This is a genomic window from Lentzea pudingi (genome assembly GCF_014646255.1).
GTDB classification, from domain to species: domain Bacteria; phylum Actinomycetota; class Actinomycetes; order Mycobacteriales; family Pseudonocardiaceae; genus Lentzea; species Lentzea pudingi.
Window position 1 is genome coordinate 151,819 of sequence record NZ_BMNC01000016.1, and the last position, 23,690, is coordinate 175,508.

The 23,690-nt window shown below is 69.1% G+C and carries 24 protein-coding genes; 14 read left to right on the top strand and 10 right to left on the bottom strand.

Annotated elements, in window-relative coordinates; translation table 11 throughout:
• Positions 1-495: 495 nt before the first annotated feature.
• Together IEY88_RS36440 and ppgK are read right to left on the bottom strand one after the other, a co-directional pair.
• Positions 496-1,806 carry an RNA polymerase sigma factor gene (locus tag IEY88_RS36440; RefSeq protein ID WP_308426040.1) on the bottom strand — a complete coding sequence of 437 codons (1,311 nt, stop codon included), beginning with the start codon at positions 1,804-1,806 and terminating at the stop codon, positions 496-498.
• Positions 1,807-2,025: 219 nt separating this feature from the next.
• Positions 2,026-2,787: a polyphosphate--glucose phosphotransferase gene (gene ppgK, locus IEY88_RS36445; RefSeq protein ID WP_189159469.1), complete on the bottom strand. Its 762-nt coding sequence runs from the start codon at positions 2,785-2,787 to the stop codon at positions 2,026-2,028.
• Positions 2,788-2,902: 115 nt separating this feature from the next.
• Between ppgK and IEY88_RS36450 the strand changes: the two genes are divergently transcribed.
• Positions 2,903-3,709 (top strand): inositol monophosphatase family protein, encoded by an 807-nt coding sequence (locus tag IEY88_RS36450; protein WP_189159470.1) that lies wholly within the window; start codon positions 2,903-2,905, stop codon positions 3,707-3,709.
• Between the two features lie 119 nt (positions 3,710-3,828).
• On the opposite strand, the gene IEY88_RS36455 is transcribed toward IEY88_RS36450, so the two are convergent.
• Both IEY88_RS36455 and cei read right to left on the bottom strand, forming a co-directional pair.
• Positions 3,829-4,353, bottom strand: coding sequence for a YdbT family protein (locus IEY88_RS36455; RefSeq protein WP_189159471.1), 525 nt, complete (start codon positions 4,351-4,353; stop codon positions 3,829-3,831).
• 31 nt (positions 4,354-4,384) lie between these two features.
• The gene (gene cei, locus IEY88_RS36460) at positions 4,385-5,101 is read right to left on the bottom strand and encodes an envelope integrity protein Cei (RefSeq protein WP_268241284.1); all 717 of its coding nucleotides are present in this window, start codon (positions 5,099-5,101) and stop codon (positions 4,385-4,387) included.
• 422 nt (positions 5,102-5,523) lie between these two features.
• Between cei and IEY88_RS36465 the strand changes: the two genes are divergently transcribed.
• Entirely contained in the window at positions 5,524-5,823 is a 300-nt protein-coding gene (locus IEY88_RS36465; RefSeq protein ID WP_030474775.1) for a DUF4193 domain-containing protein, read from the top strand.
• A gap of 71 nt (positions 5,824-5,894) precedes the next feature.
• On the opposite strand, the gene IEY88_RS36470 is transcribed toward IEY88_RS36465, so the two are convergent.
• The gene (locus IEY88_RS36470) at positions 5,895-6,356 is read right to left on the bottom strand and encodes a DUF3093 domain-containing protein (RefSeq protein WP_229694086.1); all 462 of its coding nucleotides are present in this window, start codon (positions 6,354-6,356) and stop codon (positions 5,895-5,897) included.
• Between the two features lie 24 nt (positions 6,357-6,380).
• On the opposite strand from IEY88_RS36470, the gene dut reads away from it, so the two are divergent.
• Positions 6,381-6,854 (top strand): dUTP diphosphatase, encoded by a 474-nt coding sequence (gene dut, locus IEY88_RS36475; protein ID WP_189159472.1) that lies wholly within the window; start codon positions 6,381-6,383, stop codon positions 6,852-6,854.
• A gap of 4 nt (positions 6,855-6,858) precedes the next feature.
• A complete protein-coding gene (locus tag IEY88_RS36480; RefSeq protein ID WP_189159473.1) occupies positions 6,859-7,473 on the top strand; it encodes a DUF3710 domain-containing protein in 615 nt (204 codons plus the stop codon).
• On the opposite strand, the gene IEY88_RS36485 is transcribed toward IEY88_RS36480, so the two are convergent.
• A complete protein-coding gene (locus tag IEY88_RS36485) occupies positions 7,470-8,126 on the bottom strand; it encodes an alpha/beta fold hydrolase (RefSeq protein ID WP_229694087.1) in 657 nt (218 codons plus the stop codon). The two genes, IEY88_RS36480 and IEY88_RS36485, sit on opposite strands and share 4 nt — an antisense overlap.
• A gap of 69 nt (positions 8,127-8,195) precedes the next feature.
• On the opposite strand from IEY88_RS36485, the gene IEY88_RS36490 reads away from it, so the two are divergent.
• Together IEY88_RS36490 and IEY88_RS36495 are read left to right on the top strand one after the other, a co-directional pair.
• Complete coding sequence (locus IEY88_RS36490) at positions 8,196-8,576, top strand: OB-fold nucleic acid binding domain-containing protein (protein ID WP_030474780.1); 381 nt, start codon at positions 8,196-8,198, stop codon at positions 8,574-8,576.
• Positions 8,573-9,343 carry a DUF3159 domain-containing protein gene (locus IEY88_RS36495; protein WP_189159474.1) on the top strand — a complete coding sequence of 257 codons (771 nt, stop codon included), beginning with the start codon at positions 8,573-8,575 and terminating at the stop codon, positions 9,341-9,343. The genes IEY88_RS36490 and IEY88_RS36495 overlap by 4 nt, the downstream gene beginning before the upstream one ends.
• A gap of 169 nt (positions 9,344-9,512) precedes the next feature.
• Here IEY88_RS36495 and IEY88_RS36500 read toward each other — a convergent pair whose 3' ends face one another.
• The gene (locus tag IEY88_RS36500; RefSeq protein ID WP_189159475.1) at positions 9,513-12,062 is read right to left on the bottom strand and encodes an AAA family ATPase; all 2,550 of its coding nucleotides are present in this window, start codon (positions 12,060-12,062) and stop codon (positions 9,513-9,515) included.
• A gap of 89 nt (positions 12,063-12,151) precedes the next feature.
• On the opposite strand from IEY88_RS36500, the gene IEY88_RS36505 reads away from it, so the two are divergent.
• The gene (locus tag IEY88_RS36505; RefSeq protein ID WP_189159476.1) at positions 12,152-12,646 is read left to right on the top strand and encodes an RICIN domain-containing protein; all 495 of its coding nucleotides are present in this window, start codon (positions 12,152-12,154) and stop codon (positions 12,644-12,646) included.
• A gap of 5 nt (positions 12,647-12,651) precedes the next feature.
• Here the strand turns inward: IEY88_RS36505 and IEY88_RS36510 are convergent, their stop codons facing one another.
• Both IEY88_RS36510 and IEY88_RS36515 read right to left on the bottom strand, forming a co-directional pair.
• On the bottom strand, positions 12,652-13,308 hold the full coding sequence (locus IEY88_RS36510; RefSeq protein WP_189159477.1) for a potassium channel family protein: 657 nt from the start codon (positions 13,306-13,308) through the stop codon (positions 12,652-12,654).
• The gene (locus IEY88_RS36515) at positions 13,308-13,970 is read right to left on the bottom strand and encodes a potassium channel family protein (protein ID WP_189159478.1); all 663 of its coding nucleotides are present in this window, start codon (positions 13,968-13,970) and stop codon (positions 13,308-13,310) included. Before IEY88_RS36515 ends, IEY88_RS36510 begins: the two co-directional genes overlap by 1 nt.
• Positions 13,971-14,052: 82 nt before the next feature.
• Here IEY88_RS36515 and IEY88_RS36520 point away from each other — a divergent pair, with 82 nt between their 5' ends.
• The 4 genes from IEY88_RS36520 to IEY88_RS36535 all read left to right on the top strand — a co-directional run bounded on the left by IEY88_RS36520 (position 14,053) and on the right by IEY88_RS36535 (position 20,072).
• Entirely contained in the window at positions 14,053-16,038 is a 1,986-nt protein-coding gene (locus IEY88_RS36520; RefSeq protein WP_189159479.1) for an APC family permease, read from the top strand.
• A complete protein-coding gene (locus IEY88_RS36525; RefSeq protein WP_189159480.1) occupies positions 16,035-17,240 on the top strand; it encodes a class I SAM-dependent RNA methyltransferase in 1,206 nt (401 codons plus the stop codon). Before IEY88_RS36520 ends, IEY88_RS36525 begins: the two co-directional genes overlap by 4 nt.
• A gap of 62 nt (positions 17,241-17,302) precedes the next feature.
• A complete protein-coding gene (dxs, locus tag IEY88_RS36530; RefSeq protein WP_189159481.1) occupies positions 17,303-19,207 on the top strand; it encodes a 1-deoxy-D-xylulose-5-phosphate synthase in 1,905 nt (634 codons plus the stop codon).
• A gap of 214 nt (positions 19,208-19,421) precedes the next feature.
• Positions 19,422-20,072: an SPFH domain-containing protein gene (locus tag IEY88_RS36535; RefSeq protein ID WP_229694088.1), complete on the top strand. Its 651-nt coding sequence runs from the start codon at positions 19,422-19,424 to the stop codon at positions 20,070-20,072.
• Here IEY88_RS36535 and IEY88_RS36540 read toward each other — a convergent pair.
• A complete protein-coding gene (locus IEY88_RS36540; protein WP_189159482.1) occupies positions 20,059-21,018 on the bottom strand; it encodes a cytochrome P450 family protein in 960 nt (319 codons plus the stop codon). The two genes, IEY88_RS36535 and IEY88_RS36540, sit on opposite strands and share 14 nt — an antisense overlap.
• A gap of 66 nt (positions 21,019-21,084) precedes the next feature.
• On the opposite strand from IEY88_RS36540, the gene IEY88_RS36545 reads away from it, so the two are divergent.
• From IEY88_RS36545 to IEY88_RS36555, 3 genes are read left to right on the top strand one after another with little or no spacing between them, the layout of a single operon-like run.
• A complete protein-coding gene (locus tag IEY88_RS36545) occupies positions 21,085-21,519 on the top strand; it encodes a MarR family winged helix-turn-helix transcriptional regulator (protein ID WP_189159483.1) in 435 nt (144 codons plus the stop codon).
• A 46-nt stretch (positions 21,520-21,565) separates the two neighbouring features.
• A complete protein-coding gene (locus IEY88_RS36550) occupies positions 21,566-22,249 on the top strand; it encodes a response regulator transcription factor (RefSeq protein WP_189159484.1) in 684 nt (227 codons plus the stop codon).
• 1 nt (position 22,250) lies between these two features.
• Positions 22,251-23,378, top strand: a complete 1,128-nt coding sequence (locus tag IEY88_RS36555; RefSeq protein ID WP_189159485.1) for a sensor histidine kinase — start codon at positions 22,251-22,253, stop codon at positions 23,376-23,378.
• The last annotated feature ends 312 nt before the right edge of the window (positions 23,379-23,690 follow it).

Below are 23,690 nucleotides of genomic sequence, written 5' to 3' on the forward strand. Positions count from 1 at the left end.
CCGGTGCCCTCTTACCAAGCTGCGACCACAGCGCCCCTGGACGGTGCGCGGTGCTCGCTGGCTCCACTCTGACAGACGTTTTGGCGTTAGTCAGTGTTCCCGTGTACGTGGCGACTCGCGTCACTATGCGATTTACCCGCCTGCAGCAGAACTACACCCGTGTTCGCCACCGGTTCACCGTCTTGACACGCACGCTGAGCAACCGCAAACCCGCTGGTGGAGCAGTGTGTTCCGGCCATCCGGTCGGTTGCGTGCGACCGGGAGTGTGATATCGGTTGCCCTTGTCCGCCCGCAGCGAACAGGTCACGAACGTCCCACGATTCGGACGCGGGACCGTGATCATTCAGCTCCCGAGGGCCTCGCTGAACGCTCGCGCAGCGTGCCCCAAGGCCTCTCTCAAAGCCGTGACATGAGTGCGGCGGTGCTCAATTCTCGAAAACACGACAGCCCCGCACCGAACCGGTGCGGGGCTGTGTGCGTATGACTGGGTAAGACCTAGTCGAGGTAGTCCCGCAGGACCTGCGACCGCGACGGGTGACGCAGCTTCGACATCGTCTTCGACTCGATCTGGCGGATGCGCTCACGCGTAACGCCGTAGACCTGGCCGATCTCGTCCAGGGTGCGCGGCTGGCCGTCGGTGAGGCCGAAGCGCAGCCGGACGACGCCCGCCTCACGCTCGGACAGCGTCGCGAGCACGGACTGCAGCTGGTCCTGCAGCAACGTGAACGAGACGGCGTCGACCGCGACGACGGCTTCGGAGTCCTCGATGAAGTCGCCGAGCTGGCTGTCGCCCTCGTCACCGATCGTCTGGTCCAGCGAGATGGGCTCACGCGCGTACTGCTGGATCTCCAGCACCTTCTCGGGCGTGATGTCCATTTCCTTCGCGAGCTCTTCCGGGGTGGGCTCGCGGCCCAGGTCCTGGAGCAGTTCGCGCTGGATGCGACCGAGCTTGTTGATGACCTCGACCATGTGCACCGGGATGCGGATGGTGCGGGCCTGGTCGGCCATCGCGCGGGTGATCGCCTGACGGATCCACCAGGTGGCGTACGTGGAGAACTTGTAGCCCTTGGTGTAGTCGAACTTCTCGACCGCGCGGATCAGACCCAGGTTGCCCTCCTGGATCAGGTCCAGGAACGCCATGCCGCGGCCGGTGTAGCGCTTGGCCAGCGACACGACGAGACGGAGGTTCGCCTCGAGCAGGTGGTTCTTGGCGCGCTCGCCGTCGCGGACGATCCAGCGCAGGTCGCGGCGCAGCTGCGGCGTGAGCTTCTCCGCTTCCTCCTCGGAACGGCGCACGCGCTCGGCGGCGTAGAGACCCGCCTCGATGCGCTTGGCGAGCTCGACCTCCTCCTCGGCGTTGAGGAGGGCGACCTTGCCGATCTGCTTGAGGTAGGCGCGGACCGAGTCGGCGGAGGCGGTGAGCTCCGCGTCCTTGCGCGCCTGGCGCAGGGCCTCGGACTCCTCCTCGTCCCAGACGAAGTCGCCCTCTTGCTTGGGGTCCTCCGCCTGCTCGGGCTCGTCGACGACCGGCTCGTCGACGATCTCGACGTCCTCCAGGTCCTCGGCGCCCGGAGCGCCTTCGATGTCCTCGGCGTCCTCGCCGGTCTTGGCGGTGCCCTTCGCGGCAGGATCGGCCTTGCCGGCCGTCTTGCGCGGGGCCTTGGCGGCGGCGGGCTTCTTCGCTGCCGCAGCGGTCGTCTTGCGCTTCGGCTTCTCCTCGGCCTCGCCGGCCGCCGTCGCCTTGGTCGTCTTGGCGGCGCTCGCGGCGGAGCTGGAGCGTCGGGTTGCGGTTTCTGCGGCTGCCACGTACGCCCTTTCGCGACGGTCGTTCAAAGGCGGACCAGAGGGCGCGAAACCTCGGTCGCCAGAGTTCAGGGGATCTCCCCGCCGATCTTGCTTGGCGGGTGTGCGTTCCATTGTAACGACGTCGGTGACGCGGTGTTGCGCCCCGAGGTGCTTCGGGGCGCTCTCACCTGCGTTCCCGCAGCTAGATCGAGTCGGACACGTTTCGATGTCGAACGCTCACTACGGCCTGACGCCGTGCGCGGCGGCCCATGCGGCGCCCACGATGCCGGCGTCGTTCTTCAACGCGGCCGCGACGACTTCAGTGCGAACCTCGAGCAACGGCAGCCACTTGTGCGCCTTCTTGCTCACGCCACCCCCGGCGATGACCAGGTCCGGCCAGATGAGGTCCTCGAGCACGTTGACGTACCGCGAGACCCTGGGCGTCCACTCCTCCCAGGACAGATCCTTCTCCTCCTTCACGGAGGCGGCCGCGCGCGACTCGGCGTCGTGCCCGTCGACCTGCAGGTGGCCGAACTCGGTGTTCGGGACGAGCTTGCCGTCGAGGAACACCGCGCTGCCGATGCCCGTGCCGAACGTCAGCAGGACCACGGTGCCGTTCTTGCCCACGCCCGCGCCGAACGACATCTCCGCGATGCCCGCCGCGTCCGCGTCGTTCATCACGACGATGTCCTCGGGCCTGCGCTTGAGACGCTCGGCGAACAGCTTCTGGGCGTCGCAGTTGATCCAGCCCTTGTCCACGTTCGCGGCGCTGAAGGCGACACCGTGCTTGACCACGCACGGCAGCGTGACGCCCACCGGGCCGTCCCACTGGAACTTCTCGACGATCTCCGCGACGACCTCCGCCACCGCCTCCGGTGTCGAAGGCTGGGGCGTGGGGATCCGCATGCGTTCGCCGTCCAGTGCTCCTGCTTCGAGGTCGACCAGGCCGCCCTTGACGCCGGAGCCGCCGATGTCCACACCGAACCCGCGGGTGATGCCCATCCCCGTGGTCCTTCCTACTAGATCCTGCTGGCTTCGATTCAGTAACCGTGGTGCGCAGACATTAGCCTGACGTTGTCCGATAGTCCCGTGCTAGTGACGCAGGAGGGAACCGGTCGTGTTCGATCCCCGGCCGCTCGTCGACATCGCCACAGCCGTCGGACGGGAAGCGGGCGCTCTTGTTCAGCGCATGCGTGCTTCCGCCGTCGTCTCGTTCGACACCAAGAGCACTTCGACGGACGTGGTGACCGCCGCGGACCGTGCCTCAGAACAACTCGTCCGGACGCGTCTGTCCGAGTTGCGCCCCGGTGAACCGGTGCTCGGCGAGGAGGAGGGCAGCCCTGACGGCCGTGCCGGTGCCGAAGGGCTGACCTGGGTCGTCGACCCCATCGACGGCACCGTGAACTACCTCTACGGAATTCCTTGGTACTCGGTGTCGATCGCGGCACAGCTCGACGGTGAGTCCGTCGCCGGCGCGGTGTTCGAGCCCGCGACCGGCCGCATGTGGACCGCAGCGCGCGGGCACGGCTCGTTCCTGGACGGCACCCCGTTGCGCGTGTCCGCGACTTCGGACCTGTCTCTCTCGTTGCTGGGCTACGGGTTCGCCTACCGGGCGGATCGGCGTCAGCGTCAGGCCGACGCCTGGGCGCGGATGTCGGCTCGGGTGCGCGACCTGCGCCGGGCCGGCGCGGCGTCGCTGGACCTCTGCTCGGTGGCGGCCGGGCGGCTCGACGCCTACACGGAACACGGCCTCGGCCGGTGGGACTGGGCGGCCGGCGGACTGATCGCCGCGGAGGCCGGCGCGGTCGTGCGGTTGCCGGGTTCGTCGCCCGAACTGGGGGAGGACGCGACGTTCGCCGCGACGCCGGGCATCGCCGACGCCCTGTACGACGCTCTCGTCGAGTCCGGCTACGGCAAGGTCTGAAACCGCAGGTCAGGATGCTAATATATTAGTTGTGCAAAAGACGTTTGCGGTCGTCCGCAAACGTCTTTTGCATAAAGGCTCTGGTTCGAGGTTGACCAGTCAACGTCGATGTTGACGAATCAACGTTGCTTCGCAGGCTGTCCGGTCAGCTCCGAGAGCAGGGCGACGACCTCGCGGACGGCCGGGACGTGGATCAACTCGCCCACCGACCCGTTGCCGAAACCGTCCGGCATCATCCGGCCGTCGAGCCGGATCTGACCGGAGCCGTCGGGCTCCTCGGTGAACAACAGGGTGACGATCTCGGTGAGTCGCACGGACCGCGCTCGCCGGCCGGGGACGGACACGACGCGTTGGTCGGTGACGTAGTAGGTCGTGCGGTGCAGCGTGAGCCGGCGCCAGATGAGTGGCTCGGCGATATTGAGCACCGCGAAGCCCGCGCACATGACGAACACGACGGGCCAGCTACCGAAGTAGCCCGACCACCCTTGCACGACGCCGGCCACCGCGACGATGAGCAGGAACAGGACCGCGTGGAACTTCAGGCTGAACCGGATCCAGCGCAGGTCCGGTCTCGTGAACACCGTGCGCCTGGCCGGCTCGCCCTGCCAGAGGACGTGCTCGTCCGGAAGAAGATCAACCCCCATGCGCCCACGCTAGCGGGCACGCGGCGGCAGGTCAGCAGGTCACTTCGCGGGCGCCGGCCAGGTTGTCGGCGTTGAGGGTCGGCGGGGTGGCAGCGGCGACCTGGCCGCCCTGCTGCTCCGGCTGCTGCTCGGCCCACTCCTTGAGCTGGTCGAGCACCTTGCGGGCGTCGCTGTTCGGCTTGACCTCGTCGAACTTCTTGCCGATCGCGATGTCGACGGTGGCGTCCTGGCGGTCGTCGCGCACGAGCTCCAGGCACGGCTCCAGCAGCGACAGCGTCCTCGCGGCGGCCGCACCGGGCGCGCCGAAGCGCAGCTGGCCGCGGCAGTTCATGTCGCCCGCCGGGTAGATCGGGTCGTTGCCGGGCTCGGCGGCCTGCTTGAGGCCGAGCTCGGTGAACATCGTCGCCACGGCCTTGGCGTGGTTGCGCTGCGTCGAGGCGTTCATCGCCTTGAAGTTCACGTCGCCGACCGGCACCGGGTTCGTGCGGTCCAGCGCGTCGTGCTCCAGCACGGTGCCCAGCGCGGGGGGCGGCGGCGTCGCGGGCGCCGCGGGATCGGCCGGGGCCGACGCCGACGCCGCCACGTTGCCGGGCGCGTTGCACCTGATCGCCGCGTCCACGTCACTCGCGTTGCCGAGCACCTTCACCCACACGAACACGGAACTGACCAACAGCACCGCGAACAGGACGAGCGCGGGCACGGGCCGACGCCTCTTGTAAGGCGTCAAGCTTCCCGATCCGGATCCCACGTTCGAAGCCCTCCCCGTGATCCGTCCCCTGAGATCAGCCTAGGCCCAACCCGGCTGATGTGCGCCCTGACGGGCGTGACCCGCTGCACCGTCCTGATTGCTCACAGTCAGGACGGTACCGGCCCGGCGTCAGGTTGCACGCCGGAGCACGCGTGCTCTCGCACAGGGTATCGGTCCAGCGTAGAAAGGTTGTGTCACCCGTCCGGTCGGTAAGGGGTAACCCGATGTGGAGGCACTCGGGCAATGAGCTACCCTCTGCGCGCTCCGCACACATTTCGATCAAGCCGACGGTCACGTCAAGGGGGTTGGCTTGCCCGCCGGGTGTGGGAGACCTACGTCACCTTGACGTGGGGCACAAATGACGTCGCTGGAGCGTTAACCAGCGACACGAACAGTCTCCGTAGACCGCAGGGGTGAAGAAGATGGCGACCGACTACGACGCGCCGCGTCGCAGCGAGGCGGACGAACTCGCTGAGGACTCCCTCGAGGAGTTGAAGGCCCGGCGGAACGAGACGCAGTCCGGCGTCGTCGACGTCGACGAGGACGCGAGCGCGGAGAACTTCGAGCTCCCGGGTGCCGACCTGTCCGGTGAGGAGCTCACGTTCAAGGTCCTGCCCAAGCAGGCCGACGAGTTCACGTGCTCGAAGTGCTTCCTGGTGCACCACCGCAGCAGGCTCGCCGAGGACAACGGCGGCACGTACATCTGCCGCGACTGCGCCTGATCAGCATCAGCACCAGTCCGCCGGAGAAAAACTGGGCGCTCACCCTCACGGGTGGCGCCCAGTTGTGTTTCTCACGACTTGATCGCGGCGGCGAGCTCCTCGGGGTGCCGCGTGCTGATCACCCAGTACGGCGTCGGGTCATCCGGGTCGGTCACGTGCACCCGCACGAGCGGCTTGACCCAGCCCCGGTGCACGACGAACGCGGCGGGGTCGAGGTCGCGGCCCATGGTCCGGCGGCGGTCCTCGGGGGCGATGATCTCGACGGCGCCCAGCAGCTCCAGCGGGATGTGCGCGTCACCCGCGCGCAGCTCGCCGCCGGCGACCTCCACCTTCGTGGAGCCCATCTTCGCGATCAGCGCGACCGTCAGCGGCAGCAGGATCACGTACGGCAGCCACGAGCGGACGCCGGGGAAGCCCATGTGCACCTCGGCGGCCAGCAGCGCGGCCGCTAGCAGCGGCAGCGGCCAGATCCACCACGTCACGTACAGGCGTTCGCGGAAGGTCGTAGTGGCGGTCACGGCAGTCTCACTCACGTCGTCAGGGTAATCTCGGCCGCCGTGTCCAGCGTCGAGGTGTTGCTGACCCGGCTCGATCCGGGGGTTCCCGTGCCCGCCTACGCCCGCTACGGCGACGCGGGGGCGGATCTGGTCACCACGTCGGACGTGGTCATTCCACCAGGAGAGCGCGCCGTCGTCGGCACCGGTGTCGCCATCGCGCTGCCGGAGGGGTTCGCGGGCTTCGTCCACCCGAGGTCGGGACTGGCCGCGCGGGTCGGGCTGAGCGTCGTGAACACACCCGGCACGATCGACTCCGGCTACCGCGGTGAGATCCGCGTTTGCCTCGTGAACCATGATCTCCGGGAGCCGATCGCGCTGTCGCGTGGCGACCGGATCGCCCAGCTCGTCGTGCAACGCGTCGAGCACGCGGTGTTCCGCGAGGTCACCGAGTTGCCGGAAACGGAACGCGGTGCGGCAGGCTATGGCTCGACCGGCGGGCACGTGGTGCTCGCCCGGATGAAGGCGGAGGGGTAGGGGCATGTTCGGAAGGCGCCGCAAGCGCGGTCGTCACTCCTCGGGGGCGGTCGAGACCGGTCCCGAGCACGACGAGGTCTTCGACGACGTCGACGGCCCGTGGGACTCGACGGTCGCGCCCCAGGACGGCGTGGAGCGGCTCGACCTGGGATCGGTGCTGCTGCCGATGCCGGACGAGGCCCAGCTGCAGGTCGAGATGGACCAGCAGGACGGCTCCGTGCGCGCCGTGCACGTCCTCACGTCCGTTGGTCAGCTCACGGTCAGCGCGTTCGCCGCGCCGAAGTCGGGCGGCCTGTGGCGCGAGGTGGGTGCCGAGCTGATCGACGGCCTCAAGGAGGACGGCGCCCGCATCAACCGCGAGAACGGCGAGTGGGGTGAGGAGATCACCGCGCGCAACCAGGGCGTGCAGATCCTCTTCATCGGCGTCGACGGCCCGCGCTGGATGTTGCGCGGTGTCGCGGCGGGCCCCGAGGAGCACTTCGAGCAGAACTCGCAGGCACTGCGGGAGATGCTGCGCGGCACCGTGGTCGTGCGCGGCGAGCAGCCGATGCCGCCCCGCACCCCGCTGCCGGTCGAACTGCCCGAAGCGATCGCCCGGCACATCCAGCAGCAGGGCTAACGAGCCCGCTGCCACGCCTGCACCGCACGCCCCAGAGCGTGCGGGTAGGCGTCGAGCGTGATGGTCTCGAGCACGGCCCGCGGCATCGCGTCCGCCCACTGCCTGGCGATCTCGATCGGGTGCACCGGATCGTCGGTGCACCCGACGATTCCCGTTGGCACGTCGAGGGTCTCGAGCTCGTCGAGGGTCGGCGCCGCGGACTCCGACGCCTCTTCGAGGTGGGGGGCCAGCAGGTCGCCGTAGCCGTGCCAGGCCCGCTTCAGCTCGTCGTGCAACCAGCCGGTCGTGCCGGCGATCGCGGCGTCGATGCCTTGGTCCGCAACGATCTCCGCGCTGGCCTTGGCAGCCAGTGCGGCGGGTGCGTCGTCCGGCGCACCGGTCCAGGCGGGCAGGGCGAGCACGAGGCCCGCGCACCTGCCCGGGTTCCGCACGGCCCACCGCGCGGCGACGTGCGCGCCGAGCGAGACGCCGCCGACCACGATCGGGTGGCCTGTCCAGGCGCTGTCGAGGGCCGCCAGCCGTTCACCCAGCGTGCGCACGCGTGGAGCGTCAACAATGGCGCCCACCTGCGACAACGGGTCGGTGAACACAGAACGGACGAAAACCTCATCCGAGGCGGTTCCGGGCAGCAGCAGCACGCTCTGAGCAGGCACGCCCGAGATTGTCGGTCCTCGTGCGTACCCTCACTGTCAGACGGTCCACACCACGGGGCCACCTGAGCAATGCAGGAGTCGGGGATGAGCGGCTATTGGCGCCGCTTGGTGCGTCGCTTGACCAGCGACGTCACCGAGCTCGACGCGGACGACCTGTCGCGAAAAGCGGAGGCCGTCGGCGCGGTGAAGGCCTGCGACTGCAAGTCCGGTGAGGAGGTCACGGTCCTCGGAAGGCTCCGCAGTGTGGAGCTCTGCCCGCGGGACGCGGCGGCCACCCTGGAAGCTGAGCTCTACGACGGCACCGAGGGCGTCACCCTCGTCTGGCTCGGCCGCCGTCGCATCGCGGGAATCGAGCCTGGTCGGACGATCAAGGCCCGAGGCCGCATCGCCGTGCGCGACGGGCGCAAGGTGCTCTACAACCCCTATTACGAGTTGCAGAACGCTTCATGACCTCAGTCAAGACCGAAGAAAAGCAGCCCACCGTCCTCGAGCAGATGGGCGGCGTGAGCGGAATGCTCTACTCGTCGCTGCCCGTCCTCGTCTTCGTGATCGTCAACTTCACGACCAAGAACCTGATGGCCGCGATCATCAGCTCCCTCGCCGCCGCCGTCGTCATCGGCGTCGTCCTGGCCATGCGCAAGGGAACGATCCAACCCGCGATCTCCGCCGTGCTCGGCGTGGGTGTGGCGGCGTTCATCGCCTACAAGACAGGCGAGGCCAAGGGTTTCTTCCTCTTCGGCATCTGGCAGAGCGTGGTGTACGGCAGCGCGTTCCTGCTGTCGATCATCGTGCGCTGGCCGCTCGCCGGCGTGCTCTGGACGTTCCTCAACGGCAGAGACCGCTCCTGGCGCGACGACAAGGCCTCGGTCCGCGACTACGACATCGCGACCTTCGTGTGGGCCCTGGTGTTCTTCGCCCGCTTCGCGGTCCAGCGCTGGCTCTACGACGAGGACCAGGTCGGCTGGCTCGCCGTCGCCCGCCTCGGCATGGGCTACCCGCTGATGGCCGTCGCGCTCCTCGCCACGGTCTGGGCGGTCCGCCGCGCGGACAAGCGCCTCAAGGCGGCGGAAGAGGCTGCCGAGGCCAAGGCCGCGGCAGCCGTCGAAGCGGAGACCGAGGCCGTGCTCACCCGCACCGCCGACGACCTGCTCACCCCGGACATGGACGAGCTCAAGCGCGTCGTCGACGCCGAGTCCCGCGACAAGTCCAGAGACTGACCGTTCCACCGCACGGCCGACGCGATTCCAGTGCACCTGGGGGCGTCGGCCGTTGTGCGTTGCCCGGAACTCTGGGAGATGCGTTGTCACCGCCGAGTCGCTCCAGCCGGGCCGTGACCTCGTCCGCGAGCCGGGCCTCTCCCACCCGGCCAGGGTGCCGAAGGTCGATTCACGCGCCGTGGCCGAACAACGCGCGCAAGCCGTCCCGTCCCGTCACACCCACCGCCGCGTACGTCGTGTGCAGGTGGTTGTCCACGGTGCGTTTGGCGATCGCCAGCCGTTCAGCGATCTCCACGTTGGTCAGTCCGGCCACAGCCAGGCGCGCGATTTCCAGCTGACGCGGAGTCAACGCGATGAGTGTGCTCGTCACCACCAGACCGGGTGTGGTCGCGCCGTCGAACGACTCCGCGAGTGCCGACGCCTGCCGCTCCAGCCGATCCGCGTCACGAGGCCGGTCGTGCAACCGCGACAGCCTGCTGGCCTCCGCGAGCGCCTCGGCCGCGTACAACGTCGCACCGCACGCCGTGAACGCCGTCGCCACCTCCTCCAGTCCCGCCGGGTCACGCAACGCGCGCGCCTGGGCGTGCGAGGCGTACGCGGTCGTGAGCGGATCCTTGCGCGACTTCGCGAGCTCCAGCAGACGAGGCGAGGTGTCCGCGCCGAACCGTGCGGCGTCGTGCAGCGACACGATCTCCTCAGAGTTCGCGCCGTGCGCACGAGCCAGGGCTGCGTTGTCGAGAGCGGTCCGCATCGCCTCGTTGACGCGTCCAGCTCCTGCGAGCACCCACGACCGTGCGGCTCCCACGGCGAACTGCGTGATGCGCCATGCGGGCCGCCACCCGGCTTCGGCCCGGGCCAGGGCGCGGAACGCACGATCTGACTGCCCCCGCAACGCCGCCCCGGCCGCGAACTCGGCCAGCAGCAGCACGTCCCACATCATCGGCGGCGTGGACGGGTCCGGCACGCCCTCGGCCGTGATCCGCACGGCATCCGCGGCCTTCCCGCGCAACCGCGCGCTCTGGCTCAACAGCACCCGCAGCGGTACCTGCGTGACCGGCCAGCGGTCCTCCTCGATCACCTCGGCCAGCGCCCGCGCTGCCCGCGTCTCCGCACCCACCAGGTCGCCGCACCGCAGCATGCTCTCGTTGCGCACACGCTGAGCCCCGCTCGTCAACGACGGAAACTGCCCCGCCGCCATCAGCACGGCCTGATGGTTGTCCTCGATCCGTGCGATGGCCTCGGGGTAGCGGCCCGCGAACTGGTCCGCGAGCGCCAGCACCTGCCGTCCTGCGGTCTCCGCCCAGCCGACCTCCGCGAGCAGCAGTTCACCGCCGAGCCGCGCGAATCCCAACGGCGAGGCCTCCAGCGCGAACGTCAACGCGAAGTACAGCACCGCCTGTTCCAACTCCGCCGGCAACTCCCGAGCGGTCACGAGATCGAGCACGGCCACGGCGGCGTCCTCGTCACCGAGGCCGAAGAACAGGTTGAACGCGCGCGTACAACCGACCTGGACCATCGTCAGCACGTCGCCGCCCGCCGCCAAGGTCTCGGCGAGCACCTCCTCGGCCTCCACGTGCTGACGTTGGTACATCAGCACAAGTCCCAGTACGAGCCCCACGCGCGATGTCGCCCCACGGGCCACGGCAGCGCGCGAGAGACGTTCGGCGAACTCCCAGTCCTGTGCGGACAACGCCTGCTCGGCGGCTCGTGCCAGCACGTCCGGAGACCCGGCCGTCCCGCTGTCGAGCCGCCACGCCGCGACCCGCATCGCGGCACCGGGCCGATCCAACGCGCCCTCCGCTTCCAGCCGATCGGCCAACGCGCGGCGATGAGCCTGCGCGCGCAACGTCGGACATGTCGCCCGCAGGCGCGCGCTGTAAAGCGGATGAGCAACGCGCGCGCGTCCGTCGTCACCGACGCACGCGAACCCCATGTCCACGAGGTCCTGCGGCACGGGCATCAACGACGATTCGAGCGGTTCGCCGTACGCGAGCAGCTCCAGTGCCCGCCGCTGCGGCTCCGCGAGCCGCTCCAGCGTCATGTCCACGAGCTCGGCCAACCGCCCGGGCAGCTCCAGCGGCCCGCTCCAGTTCCACCCGCCCACGGTCTCGGTCAACGCGCCGCAGTGCCGGCCCACCGCCACGAGTTCCTTGATGTACAGCGGGTTTCCTCGGCCGTTCGCCCACGCCAGGTGCCGCGTCGAGGCATCGGCCGGTCCGCCCAGAGCCACCGCCAGCACCGTGTCCGCGCGCTCCCGATCCAGCGCGTCGACCCCGACGACGGTCAGCCCCTCCATGCCCCACCCAGGCCGTGCGGTGCACATGACCCGCATCAGCCTGTGTCGCACAAGGTGCTGCAACACCAACAACGACGCGTCATCGAGCAGATGCGCGTCATCGACGGACAACACTCGCCGTCCGCCACGAGAGAGATGCTCGGCGACAGCGCGCACGGACGACGACGGCAGGATCGATCTCTGCGAGGCAGGCAGACCGGTGGGAACGAGTGGCGCGATCGCGCCGAAAGGAATTCGGGAGGTGGCGACCGTGGCGCAACAACGCACCACCGGATGCGGCACGGCGGTGAGCGCCTCGATAGCCAGCCGTGTCTTCCCCACGCCCGGAGGACCGGAGAGCAACACCGCACCGTCCACGGCCAACGCCCTCAGCGCGGTCCGCAGCTCTCCCTCGCGCCCGACCAGGGGCAGCGGATCGCTCACAGCTGGTAAGTGCTCGCCTCCGCTGCGCAGATACGGGACCGGCCGAGCCTGCCGTGTATCAGAACGTCGGCGACAGGCGTCGGATGTCCATGAACCTTTTCAAGCGCAAGACAGCGGTATTGGCAGCACTGGTCCTCGTCGCCGGCGGCGTCCTCGTCACGTCCTCCGTGGCGCAGGCGCAGAACACCATCTACGTCCAGTCGAAGTTCAACGGCCGGTGCATGACCGCCTCGACCGGGCAGAACGGCGCCGGGGTGATCATGGTCGACTGCCAGAACGCCCTCACCCAGCGCTGGTACTGGGACGGGCTGAAGCTGCGCAACGCGGACGGCGGCCGATGCCTCACCGCGGCCTGGGGCAACGGTGACAACGGCGCGCACCTGCAGCTGTTCGACTGCCAGCCGGGCAGCCACGCCTTCCAGATGTTCTACCGGCCCGCCTCCCGGCCCGAGGAGGTCGGGAGGATCCGGTCGTTCCTCGGCGGCAACAGATGCGTCGAGATCGCGGGCGCCAACTGGTGGCAGGGCGCCTCCGTGCAACTGTGGGACTGCCACGGAGGCGGCAACCAGTACTGGTGGGCCTGAGTGCCCTAGTACCCGAGAGCGCTCTTGATGTCCTGCTCGACGGCGGCGGTCGTGACGAACAGGAGCTCGTCGCCGCCCTCGAGCGTGTCGTCCGGCTGCGGCACGATGACCCGCCCGCCGCGCAGGATCGTCACCAGGGCGGCGTCGCGCGGCATCGTCAGCTCCGAGACCGCCCGGCCGGCGAACGGCGTCGACTCGTCGAGCGTGATCTCCACGAGGTTCGCCTGCCCCTGCCGCAACGTCATCAGCCGCACGACGTCGCCGATCGTCACGGACTCCTCGACCATCGCGGCGAGGAGCCGTGGCGTCGACACGGCCACGTCGACACCCCACGACTCGGTGAAGAGCCATTCGTTCGTCGGGTCGTTCACGCGCGCGATGACGCGACGGACCGCGAACTCCGTCTTCGCGAGCAGCGACACCACGAGGTTGACCTTGTCGTCACCGGTCGCGGCGATCACCACGTCGCACAGCTGCATGCCCGCGTCCTCCAAAGAGGACAGCTCGCACGCGTCGGCCTGCACCCACTCGGCCTGCTCGACGGAGTTCGGGTCGAAGTGCGCCCGGTCCCGCTCGATCAGCATCACCTGGTGCCCGTCCGAGACGAGCTCCTGCGCGATGGACCGCCCCACCGCGCCCGCACCAGCGATCGCGACCCGCATCAGCTCTCCTCCGGTGCCTGCAGCGCCGCCGCGGCGACGTCGGTGATCGTGCCGGACAGCGCCGCCACGTAGATGGTGTCGTCAGCCTGCACGACGGTCGAACGCTCCGGCAGCACACCCGTGCCGAAGCGCATCACGAACGCCACCCGCGCGCCGATCGCCTCCTCGAGCTCGCGCACCGGCCGCCCGACCCAGGCCTCGTCGACCTCGATCGGCAGCACCGCCACGGTGCCGGACGGGTCGCGCCACGCGGTCGACGCCCCTTCGGGCAACAGCATCCGCAGGAACCGGTCCGTCGACCACGGCACCGTCGCCACGGTCGGGATGCCCAGGCGCTCGTACACCGCCGCGCGCTTGTGGTCGTAGATCCGCGCGACGACGTGCTCGACGCCGAACGTCTCGCGCGCGACCCGCGCCGAGATGATGTTCGAGTTGTCGCCGCTGGAGACCGCCGCGAACGCGCCCGCGCGCTCGACACCGGCCTCGATCAGGACGTTGCGGTCGAAACCGTTGCCGATGACCTGCTGTCCGTGGAAGTCGCTGCCCAGCCTGCGGAACGACTGCGGGTCCTTGTCGATCACGGCGACCTGGTGGTCGAGTCGCTCCAGAGCCCTGGCCAGGGACGCCCCCACCCGGCCACACCCCATGATCACCACGTGCACGACATGCCTCCTCAGGCGAACTCTCCGCAGAACCTACCGAGCATTAGCCCGTCCCGGTGAGCGGACCCCTTACGCTCTGGCCGTGTCCAAGCTCGCCACCGCTGCCAAACGCCTCCTGGTCGGACGGCCGTTCCGCAGTGATCGCCTCGCGCACACCCTGCTGCCCAAACGCATCGCCCTCCCCGTGTTCGCCTCCGACGCCATGTCGTCGGTCGCGTACGCGCCGGAGGAGATCTTCCTGATGCTGTCGGTGGCCGGCCTGAGCGCCTACGCCATGGCGCCGTGGGTGGGGGTCGCGGTCGTCGTGGTGATGCTCACCGTGGTCGCCAGCTACCGGCAGAACGTGCACGCCTACCCGTCCGGCGGCGGCGACTACGAGGTCGCGACGGTCAACCTGGGGCGCAGAGCGGGGCTCACCGTGGCGAGCGCCCTGCTCGTCGACTACATCCTCACGGTCGCGGTGTCGATCTCGGCGGCGGCGGCGAACATCGGCTCCGCGATCCCGTTCGTCGCGACCCACAAGGCGGAGTTCGCCGTCGCGGCCATCGTGCTGCTCACGGCGGTGAACCTGCGCGGCATCCGCGAGTCCGGCAGCGCGTTCGCCGTCCCCGTCTACGCGTTCATGATCGGCGTCTTCGGCCTGATCGGCTACGGCCTGTTCCGCGGCCTGGTGATGGGCGACGACATGCGCGCCGAGAGCTCGGGCCTGGAGATCCACGCCGAGTCCGACCACCTGATGGGGCTCGCGTTCGTGTTCCTGGTGCTGCGTGCGTTCTCATCGGGCTGTGCGGCGCTCACGGGCGTCGAAGCGATCAGCAACGGCGTGCCCGCGTTCCGCAAGCCCAAGTCCCGCAACGCCGCGACGACGCTGCTGCTGATGGGCGGCATCTCCGTGGTCATGCTGATGGGCCTGATCGTCCTCGCCCAGCTGACCGACGTGCGGGTGGCCGAGTTCCCCAAGCAGCAGATCACCAACGCGCCCGAGGGCTACGAGCAGAAGACGATGGTCGCGCAGATCGCGCACGCCGTGTTCGACAACTTCCCGCCCGGCTTCTACTTCATCGCCGGCGTCACCGCGCTGATCCTCGTGCTCGCCGCGAACACCGCGTTCAACGGCTTCCCGGTGCTCGGCTCGATCCTCGCCCAGGACCGTTACCTGCCGCGTCAGCTGCACACCCGCGGCGACCGCCTGGCGTTCTCGAACGGCATCGTGTTCCTCGCCGGGTTCGCGGTCGTGCTGGTGATCGCGTTCGACGCCGAGGTCACCCGGCTGATCCAGCTCTACATCGTCGGCGTGTTCGTGTCGTTCACGCTCAGCCAGCTCGGCATGATCAAGCACTGGCAGCGGCTGCTCAAGACCGAGGCCGACCCGCAGGCGCGCACCAGGATGCGCCGCTCGCAGGCGATCAACACGTTCGGCCTGGCGCTGACCGCGACCGTGCTGATCATCGTGCTGATCACCAAGTTCACCAAGGGCGCGTGGATCGCCATCGCCGCGATGGCCGCCATCTATGCGTTGATGACCGCGATCCGCAAGCACTACGACACCGTCGCCGAGGAGCTGCGCAAGCAGGAGCGCGTGCGCACGATGCCGGCGCGCAACCACTGCATGGTGCTGGTGTCCAAACTGCACATGCCGACGCTGCGCGCGTTGTCCTACGCGAAGGCCACACGCCCGGACGTGCTGGAGGCCGTCACGGTCAACGTCGACGACGGCGACACCCGCAGGCTCGTGCAGGAGTGGGAGAAGGAGAACTTCAAGATCCCGCTCAAGGTGATCGAGTCGCCCTACCGGGAGATCACCAAGCCCGTTCTCGACTACGTCAAGAGAGTCAGGACGGACAACCCGCGCGACGTTGTTACGGTGTTCATCCCCGAGTACGTCGTCGGCCACTGGTGGGAGCAGCTGCTGCACAACCAGAGCGCGTTGCGGCTCAAGGGAAGGCTGCTTTTCCAGCCGGGTGTGATGGTGACCAGCGTGCCGTGGCAGCTGGAGTCCTCGGTGAAGGTCAAGGACAAGGACGTCATCGCGCCCGGCGCTGTCCGAAGGGGACTTGACGACCGATGAGCACGACCAAGGAAGACTGGACCGGACGCAGGTTCGAGGTCGAGGTGGGACCCGTCGCACACGGCGGGCACTTCGTCGCACGGCACGAGGGCCGCGTTCTGTTCGTGCGTCATGCGCTGCCGGGCGAACGAGTTGTGGCGTCGGTGTACGAGGACAACGGTGGCTCGTTCTGCCGTGCGGACGCCGTGGAGATCCTGCAGGCGTCACCCGACCGGGTCGAGGCGCCGTGCCCGTTCAGCGGACCCGGGATGTGTGGCGGCTGCGACTTCCAGCACGTCTCGTGGGACGCGCAACGGGAGCTGAAGGCCCAGGTCGTGCACGAGCAGCTGGCGAGGCTCGGCAAGATCGAACGCGATGTCGTCGTCGAGGCGCTGCCGGGCGGCCCGCTGGAGTGGCGGACCCGCATCCGGATGGCCGTCGACCGGGACGGAACGCCCGGTTTCCGCGGTCTGCGTTCCCACGATGTGATCCCGATCGACCACTGCGTGATCAGCCGGCCGGGCATGGTCGAGGCGGTGGCCGACCGAAAGTGGCGGGCCCAGGAGCTCACGATCGTCCAGGACGGTGACGGCAACCGTCATGTGGGTGAGGTGCGCGGCCGACACACCGCGCGACGCGCCGGGACCGGTACGGCCGTCGAGACCGCCGCCCACCGAAAGTGGCGAATCTCCGCGGAGGGTTTCTGGCAGGTCCACCCGGCCGCCGCGGACACCTTCGCGTCCGTCGTGGGGGAGTGGGCCGCGGCCGAGCCGGGGCAACGCGCGTGGGACCTCTACGGCGGCGCGGGGCTCTTCGCGTCCGTGCTCGGCCGGCAGGTCGGCGAAGGCGGATCCGTGCTGGTCGTGGAGTCTTTCCCCGGTGCCGTGGAGGACGGCCGGCGCAACCTCCGCCGCATGTCCCAGGTCGAGTGGGTGGCCGACAAGGTCGAACGCGCCGTGACGCGCCGGCTGCCCGTGGAAGACCCTCACGTCGTGGTGCTCGACCCCCCTCGCAAGGGTGCGGGCAAGGTCGTTGTGGCTGAAGTCGCACGACGCCGTCCGCAGCGCGTCGTCTACGTCGCCTGCGACCCCGCCGCACTGGCCCGCGACCTGGCCGAATTCACAGTTCAGGGGTACCGGCTCGCCGAGCTGCGGGCGTTCGACGCGTTCCCGATGACACATCACGTGGAGTGCATCGCCCTGCTCGTGCCTGAGACGAGCTGAGGCAGCGTCTCAGTCGCGTCTCCGTAGACTGAGCCGAAGTCTTCAGGAGTGAGGTGGGCGTGGTGACCCTGCTGGAGTCCGTGCACGGACCAGCTGATCTGAAACGGATGGACGAGGCGCAGCTGTCGCAGCTGTGCGAGGAGATCCGGCGTTTCCTGGTCGACAAGGTGTCCAAGACGGGCGGGCACCTGGGCCCGAACCTGGGTGTCGTCGAACTGACCGTGGCACTGCACCGGGTCTTCGACTCGCCGCAGGACCCGATCGTGTTCGACACCGGTCACCAGTCGTACGTTCACAAGATCGTCACGGGCCGCCGCGACGGCTTCGACAAGCTCCGCCAGCGCGGCGGCATGTCGGGCTACCCGTCGCGGTCGGAGTCCGAGCACGACGTGCAGGAGAGCTCGCACGCCTCGACGGCGCTGTCCTACGCGGACGGCCTGGCGAAGGCGAAGCAGATCAACGGCGCCCACGGTCACGTGGTCGCGGTGGTCGGCGACGGCGCGCTCACCGGCGGCATGTGCTGGGAGGCGTTGAACAACATCGCGGCGGACAAGAACCGTCCGGTCGTGATCGTCGTCAACGACAACGGCCGCTCGTACTCGCCGACGATCGGTGGTCTCGCTGACCACCTGTCGTCGCTGCGGCTGCGTCCCGGCTACGAGCGCGTGCTGGAGAAGGGCAAGAGCGTCCTCGAGCAGACGCCGTTCTTCGGCAAGCCGCTCTACGCCGCCCTGCACGCCGCCAAGCGCGGCATCAAGGACGCGCTCGCGCCGCAGGCGATGTTCGAGGACCTAGGCCTCAAGTACATCGGCCCGGTCGACGGCCACGACCTGGCGACGCTGGAGTCCGCACTGCAGCGCGCGAAGTCGTTCGGCGGCCCGGTGATCGTGCACGCGGTGACCCGCAAGGGCATGGGGTTCGCGCCGGCCGAGAACCACGAGGCCGACCAGATGCACGCCACGGGCATCATCGACCCGATCACCGGCGAGGACGTCAAGCCGTCCAAGCGCACCTGGACGCACGTGTTCTCCGACGCGCTGGTGGACGTCGGCCGTGAGCGCTCCGACGTCTTGGCGATCACCGCCGCGATGCAGGGACCGACCGGCCTCAACGCGTTCGCCAAGGCGTTCCCGGAGCGGTTCTTCGACGTCGGCATCGCCGAACAGCACGCGCTGACCTCCGCCGCCGGTCTGGCGATCGGTGGCCTGCACCCCGTCGTGGCCGTCTACGCGACGTTCCTCAACAGGGCGTTCGACCAGCTGCTGATGGACGTGGCGCTGCACAAGCAGGGCGTCACGGTCGTGCTGGACCGCGCCGGCGTCACCGGCCCGGACGGCGCGTCGCACCACGGCATGTGGGACATGTCGATCCTCGGCGTCATCCCCGGCGTGCACGTGGCGGCGCCGCGTGACGCCGGAACGCTCGTCGAGGAGCTGCGCGAGGCCGTGGCGATCTCGGACGCGCCGTCGGTCATCCGCTACCCGAAGGCCTCGGTCGGCCCAGACCTGCCCGCGTTGGAGCGCGTGGGTTCCGTGGACGTGCTTCGGCGGTCGGGCAACGACGTGCTGCTGGTGACGGTCGGCGCGTTGGGTGAGCTTGGTCTCGAAGCCGCGCAACGGCTGGAGGACCAGGGCATCGGCGTGACGGTCGTCGACCCGCGGTGGATCTACCCGATGTCGTCCGACCTCGTGGAGATGGCCGCGTCGCACAAGCTCGTGGTCACGGTCGAGGACGGGGGCCGCCACGGTGGCTTCGGTTCGTCGTTCGCGGCCGCACTGCGCGACGCCGACGTCGACGTGCCGTTGCGGGACATCGCGATCCCGCAGCAGTTCCACGACCACGGAGAGCGTGGCGAGGTGCTGGCGTTGTGCGGCATCACCGCGCAGGACGTCGCACGGCGCGTGACGGAGTGGGCCGCTCGCCTGGAGTGCCTGCCCGTCGAAATTGACGAGCACGTCGAGAAGTAGGTCGGTTAACCTCCCCTCACGCCCGCTTTTTTGCGGCCCGGCAGGTCTCCCTCGTCCGGGTCCCGCGATCGAGGCGGGTGTTGGGTGCCTTAGAAGCATCAGGTTCGATCCCTGAAACCACGACCCCGGTCGCACACGGGGGCAACGAGCTCTGCGAGTCCCTTGTGGACTCCCGTTCCTTGCCTCGCCGACCGGGGTCGTGGCCTGTAAGGACGTGAGGGAAGTCGTGAAGAAGACGTTGTACCCGTGGGAGCGGGGTGTCCGGTTCGACCACGGCACGCTGATGGGTGAGCTCGGTCCCGGACGTCATCGGATGCGGCTGCGCTCTGTGCTGCACCGCGTCGACATCCGCCCACGCACCATGACCCCGGCAGCTCAGGACGTACCGACCGCTGATGGCGTCTTGGTCCGTGTGACCGTTGTGGTCCGGTGGGCCGTGACGTCGGCGACCAAGTTCGTGGTGGAGTCGGCAGCTCCTGAGGATGAGCTCTACACGGCTGTGCAACTGGCGTTGCGCGGTGCGGTGGTCACGCGCGCACACTCCGCCGTTGATCCCGAGCGTGAGGCCATCTCGGCCGAGGTGCTGGCTGCCGTGACGGAGCGTGCCGCTGATCTCGGCATTTCCGTTGCCGAGGTCGCTGTGCGCGACGTCGTGATGCCCGGTGAGTTGCGCCGGGCGGCGCTGGCCGAACTGGTGGCGGCGTCCGAGGGACGTGCGGCGCTGGAGCGGGCACGCGGTGAGACGGCGGCGCTGCGGTCGTTGCTGAACGCGGCACGGCTCGCCGAGGAGCACCCGGCGTTGCTGGAGCTCCGGGCACTGCAGACCGCCTCGACCGTCGTGGTGGAACGGGCTAAGCGAGCCTGACCGGCAACGCGTCCAGCCTGCTGCCCATGATCCCGCCCGGTGAGCTGTGGGTCAGCGGTGCGGTGACGCGGGCGTCGGGCCAGACCTCCTGGAACGCCTCGGCCAGGGCTTCGAGTTCGAGCTGGGCGAGCTGCGCGCCGATGCAGAAGTGCGGGCCGTGGCCGAACACGAGGTCCGGGACGCGGGTCAGGTCGACGAGCACGGGGGAGCCCTCGGGCAGCTCGGTGCCCGCGACCTGGACTGCGGTGGTCGTGAAGCGCCACAACGTGAACGGCGCCGGGGGATGCTCCCGCAGCGTCTCGCGGACCAGGTCGTCCGGTGTTCCGCCGCGGTCGATCAGGCGCGCGAGCAGGAAGCCCGCGGCCAGGTCGGTGGTGAGCTGGCCCGCGAACAGGATCGTGAAGATCTGGTAGTGCAGGTCCTGCTCCGTGCTGCCGTCCGGCATGCGCAGCTCGGCGGTCGCCTGCGAGGCCAGGCGGGCGAACCCGCCCATGGCCGCAGGGACGTGGGCCGGGTAGTCGACGTGCATCAGGCGGCACGCGTCCATCGCGAGATCGACCTCGTGCGCCGGGATGCCGAGCAGTTCGCAGAGGACGGTCAGCGGATAGCGGGTCGTGAAGTCCTCGACCAGATCGGCCTCCTCGGGCAATGCCCTGAGCAGCTCCTCGGCGATGGCACGCATGCGCGGGTAGTAGGCGCGCATGCGAGCCGCGCTGAAGAGTGGCGCGAAAGCCTTGCGCAGCCGTGCGTGCGGCTCGCCGTCGAGCGTGGTGACCGACATCTGCTCGGCCGCGGTGGGTTCGAGGCCGGCGGTGTGGGCGTTCCACCCGGCCGGCGCAAGGGCGGGGTCCTTGGCGAAACGGCCGTCCGTCAGCACGGCACTGGCCAGATCGGCGTCGGTGACCACCCAGACGGGATGGTCGTACATCGAGATTTGCTGCATCACGCAGTGAATCTAGCACTAGATTACTGCGTAACGCAGCGACTGTGTAATGCAGTAGGCTGACGTGCCATGACGGACGAGGTCCTGCGCGCCATCGCCCGGTGGCAGATCCCGGTCATCCAGTTCAACGGCATGCTCGCCGAGCGACTCGGGATGACGTGGACCGATCTGCAGGCGCTGTACGTGCTCGCGAACTCCGGGCCCGCGTCACCCGGCGAACTGGCGCGCCGGGTCAACCTGACCAGCGGCTCGGCGTCCCGGATGATCGAACGGCTCGTGCGGGCCGGGTTCGTGCGCCGCGTGCCGGACCCCCACGACCGCCGCAAGGTCGTCATCGAGCCCGACCAGGACGCGGTGCGCCGGGTGGGTGGCCTCTACGACTCCCTGAACGAACGCCACCGCGCCGACCTGGCCACGTTCGACGAGGCCGAACAAGCCGTGCTCCTGCGTTTTCTCACCGCCGCGGCCGAGCGGACCGAGGAAGAGATCCGACAGCGCGCGTGAAGGTGCCGTTAAGCGCCTTCTCAGGTCGGTATGGCACCTTTGAGGCGTGCGGATTCTGGTAGTCGAGGACGAGGCGCCCCTGGCCGACGCGATCGCTCGCGGCCTGAGGCGAGAAGGCATGGCCGTGGACGTCGCCTACGACGGCGAGACCGGGCACGAGAAATCGACCGTCACGCGGTACGACGTGATCGTGCTCGACCGCGACCTCCCGGGGATGTCCGGCGACGAGCTGTGCAAGGAGATCCTCAGCTCCGGCGCGCTCACCAGGGTCATGATGCTGACGGCCAGCGGGTCCATCGAGGACCGCGTGTCCGGCCTGTCGCTCGGCGCGGACGACTACCTCGCGAAGCCGTTCGCGTTCCCCGAACTGGTCGCGCGTGTCCGGGCGCTGGCCCGTCGCGCGACACCGGCGACACCGCCCGTGCTGGCGGCACAGGACGTGGAGCTGGATCCGGCACGACGCACTGTCGCGCGCGGTGGGCAGCCCATCGAGCTGACGCGCAAGGAGTTCGGCGTTCTCGAAGTGCTGCTCGCGGCCAAGGGATCGGTCGTCAGCAGCGAGGAACTGCTCGAGCGCGTGTGGGACGAGAACGCCGACCCGTTCACCACGACCGTGCGGGTGACCGTGATGACGTTGCGCAAGAAGCTGGGCGAACCGGGCATCATCGACACCGTCGTGGGCTCCGGTTACCGGGTGCCGAGTGCTTCGAACGGATCTGCTGAGGACTGACATGCGCCGGCGCGGGCCAGGACTGCGTCTCCGGATCACACTGCTCACCACCGCGCTCGTCGCCGTGGTGAGCGCGGTGCTCCTGTTTCTGGGGTGGACGCTGGTCGGGCGGGTGTTCGACTCGTCGCCGTCCTTCCCCTCCGACAGCCAGGTGACGGTGGACGGCGTCACCGTGACCGTGAAGGTGCTGACCGACGCGTTGACCACCGCCGCCCGTCAGGACCTGCTTCGGGCCGGGCTGATCGCGTTCGCGTGCATCGTCGTCGCCGCCGCTGTGCTGGCGTGGACGTTCACCGGCCGCGTCCTGCAGCCCCTGCACGACGTGACGGACGCTGCTCGGCGGTTGTCGGCGGAGTCGCTGGGCGCGCGGTTGCGGCTGGAAGGCCCGCGCGACGAGGTCGCCGAGCTCGCGGACACGTTCGACTCGATGCTCGACCGCCTGGAAGCGGCCTTCGACTCGCAACGCCGCTTCGTGGCGAACGCATCGCACGAACTGCGCACTCCTCTCTCGGTGGTGCGCACGGAGCTGGACGTGACTCTGTCCGATCCGGACGCCGACGTCGAAGAGCTGCGTCGCATGGCTGGTGTCGTGCGTTCCGCGGGGGAGCGCGCCGAACAGTTGGTGTCCGCGCTGCTGCTGCTCGCGCGCACGGACGGGATCGGGCTCGCTGTGCGGGAGCCGGTCGACCTGTCCGCGGTGGTCGAGTCCGCGTGGAGGGCCACGCGTGCGGAAGCCGTGGCGCGCGACCTGCGCACGGTGTTCCGGTGCGTGCCGGCGTTCGCGGTGGGGGATCCGGCGCTGCTGGAGCGCATCGCGGGCAACCTGCTGGAGAACGCCATCCGCCACAACCACGTCGGTGGGTGGATCGAGACCGTGGTGGAGCCGGGGCCGCAGTGGTCCGTTCTGCGGGTGTCGTCATCCGGTCAGCTCATCCCGCCGGACCGCGTCGAGGAGCTGTTCGAGCCGTTCCGCCGCGGCGGGAAGGACCGGACCAGCCAGTCCGGCACCGGCCTGGGGCTCTCCATCGTGCGGGCGGCGGTGGCCGCTCACGGCGGGTTTGCGCAGGCAGTGGCCGTGCCGACCGGTGGCTTGTCGGTCTCCGTGCACCTGCCGAGCGCACCGCACTGACACTGGATACGAGATTGTCGGCGTGGTCCCGGTCACACTCTGCGTCGATCTTGGCGGGTTTGGGCCGTCCGCACGTTGTCTGACCTGCGGCTTAGCTCTAGGTGACCCCCGATTTGGATCTCGTACAGGGCCCGTGTAAATTTCTCCATGTCAGCACGGAACGGGCCGGGAAACACAGCCGGAACGGAGTGCGGCACAAGACTTCTAAGCCTGACACAGCCCCGGAAGTGACTCTCCTCGGAGACGAGCTGCGGTGTGCGCGTGTTCTTTGAGAACTCAACAGCGTGCCGAAACACAGCCAGTAATATATGA

What these genes read in the sequence shown, in the direction of transcription:
- ppgK (WP_189159469.1), bottom strand. Translation starts at nt 2,787, where the DNA reads ATGGGCATCACCCGCGGGTTCGGTGTGGACATCGGCGGCTCCGGCGTC.
- IEY88_RS36455 (WP_189159471.1), bottom strand. Translation starts at nt 4,353, where the DNA reads ATGGGGGTTGATCTTCTTCCGGACGAGCACGTCCTCTGGCAGGGCGAG.
- IEY88_RS36465 (WP_030474775.1), top strand. Translation starts at nt 5,524, where the DNA reads ATGGCGACCGACTACGACGCGCCGCGTCGCAGCGAGGCGGACGAACTC.
- IEY88_RS36480 (WP_189159473.1), top strand. Translation starts at nt 6,859, where the DNA reads ATGTTCGGAAGGCGCCGCAAGCGCGGTCGTCACTCCTCGGGGGCGGTC.
- IEY88_RS36490 (WP_030474780.1), top strand. Translation starts at nt 8,196, where the DNA reads ATGCAGGAGTCGGGGATGAGCGGCTATTGGCGCCGCTTGGTGCGTCGC.
- IEY88_RS36495 (WP_189159474.1), top strand. Translation starts at nt 8,573, where the DNA reads ATGACCTCAGTCAAGACCGAAGAAAAGCAGCCCACCGTCCTCGAGCAG.
- IEY88_RS36505 (WP_189159476.1), top strand. Translation starts at nt 12,152, where the DNA reads ATGAACCTTTTCAAGCGCAAGACAGCGGTATTGGCAGCACTGGTCCTC.
- IEY88_RS36510 (WP_189159477.1), bottom strand. Translation starts at nt 13,308, where the DNA reads ATGCGGGTCGCGATCGCTGGTGCGGGCGCGGTGGGGCGGTCCATCGCG.
- IEY88_RS36525 (WP_189159480.1), top strand. Translation starts at nt 16,035, where the DNA reads ATGAGCACGACCAAGGAAGACTGGACCGGACGCAGGTTCGAGGTCGAG.
- IEY88_RS36545 (WP_189159483.1), top strand. Translation starts at nt 21,085, where the DNA reads ATGACGGACGAGGTCCTGCGCGCCATCGCCCGGTGGCAGATCCCGGTC.
- IEY88_RS36555 (WP_189159485.1), top strand. Translation starts at nt 22,251, where the DNA reads ATGCGCCGGCGCGGGCCAGGACTGCGTCTCCGGATCACACTGCTCACC.